This window comes from Streptomyces sparsus (assembly GCF_054776295.1).
The window spans coordinates 1-1,499 of sequence record NZ_BAAHCA010001073.1 but is presented as its reverse complement, the minus strand read 5'-3'; the positions used below and the strand labels follow the sequence as shown (position 1 = coordinate 1,499).

Below are 1,499 nucleotides of genomic sequence, written 5' to 3'. Positions count from 1 at the left end.
CGGCCCGCCCGCGGGGGTGGCGCCGCCACCCGCGCCCGTCTCGGCCGCGTCGCCGGAGGTGACGTCGCCGTAGCCGGTGGTGAACAGGCGCAGCGCCTCGTCGGTCAGCTCCAGTGCCTGCACCGCCCTCCCGTTGCCCGCGTCGATCACCGCCAGCTCCAGGCAGGACCAGGCCTCCCCGTGCGCGGCACCGACCCGGCGGAAGTCGGCCCGGGCGTCCTGGAGCAGCTGCCGCGCGAAGCCGCTGTTGTGCAGCGTGCCGGTGCGGGCCGCCCGCTGGTCCCGGGAGACCCTCGCCAGGTGGTGCCGGGCGCAGGCCAGCCCGTAGACGTCCCGCATACGGCTGAAGGAGGACCTGGCCCGCTCCAGCTCCTGCACCGCGCTGTCCCGGTCGCCGGTCTCCTCCTGGGCCAGCCCCAGGTAGTAGAGCGTCCAGGCCTCGCCGCGGGCGTCCTCGCACTCCCGGTGCCGGGCCAGCGCCCCGACCAGCGCCTCCACCGCCTCCGCGGCCTCACCCGAGTACAGCCGGGCCCGGGCCAGCTGCGTCGTCGCCCACGCCTGCCCGCGCCGGTCCTGGGTGCGGCGGTAGTCCTCCAGCGCCTGGTCCAGTTCCGACTCGGCACCGGCCACGTCACCGACCCGCAGCAGCGTCTGCCCCAGCTGGTAGTGCGCCCACGCCTGCCCGTGCACGCTCTCGCTGGCGCGGTGCAGCGCCAGCGACTGCTGGAGCAGGTCCATCGCCCGGCCCACCCGGCCGCGGTCCCGTTCGACGGCGGCCAACGCGTGCAGCGTCCAGCCCCGGTCACCCTCCAGACCGTCACCGTCCTGGAGCCGCAGCGCCTCGGTGAGCTTCGCCGCCGCCTCCGGCAGCCGGCCCTGGTGATGCAGAGTGATGCCCAGCTCCCGCAGCGTCCGGGCCGCCCCCGCACGGTGGTCCGCCTCCAGGTAGAGGTTGACCACCGACGCCAGGGTGGTGTGCGACCTGTCCAGCTCACCGAGCTGCCGGGCCGCCACACCCGTGCGCCACTGCACGGACCTGGTCAGCAGGCCGTGGTCGACGGCCTGCGTCAGCTCGTTCAGCTCTCCCAGCCGGTAGAGGTCACCGCGCAGCAGGCAGTAGTCGCACAGCGCGCCGAGCAGGTGCAGTACCGCCGACTGGTCGACGCCCTCGTCGGCGTGCCGCAGCGTCGCGGTGATGAAGCTCGACTCGTCGTCCAGCCAGCGCAGCGCGGCGTCCAGCGACGGGAAGCCGTGGCTGCCGAAGTGGTCCGCCCGGGTGGACGTCTTGCCGTCGACCATGCGGATCACGGTGTCCGCCAGTTCCGCGTAGCTGCGGATCAGCCGCTCCTGCGCGGCGCCGCGCTCCTCCGGCGGCTCCTCGTCCAGCAGCCGCGACCTGGCGAACCGCCGCACCAGACTGTGCAGCCGGTAGCGGTCGCCGCGAGCCGGCTGGACCAGCCCGGCCCGGGCCAGTTCCGCCAGCTGCCGGGCGGCCTCCC

The 1,499-nt window shown here is 75.1% G+C and carries 1 protein-coding gene; it reads right to left on the bottom strand.

Going from position 1 to position 1,499, the window contains the following annotated elements; genetic code table 11:
* Positions 1 to 1,499, bottom strand: a 1,499-nt coding sequence (locus ACYVE9_RS26395; protein WP_461030411.1) for a tetratricopeptide repeat protein, incomplete at both ends; no start/stop codon positions are given.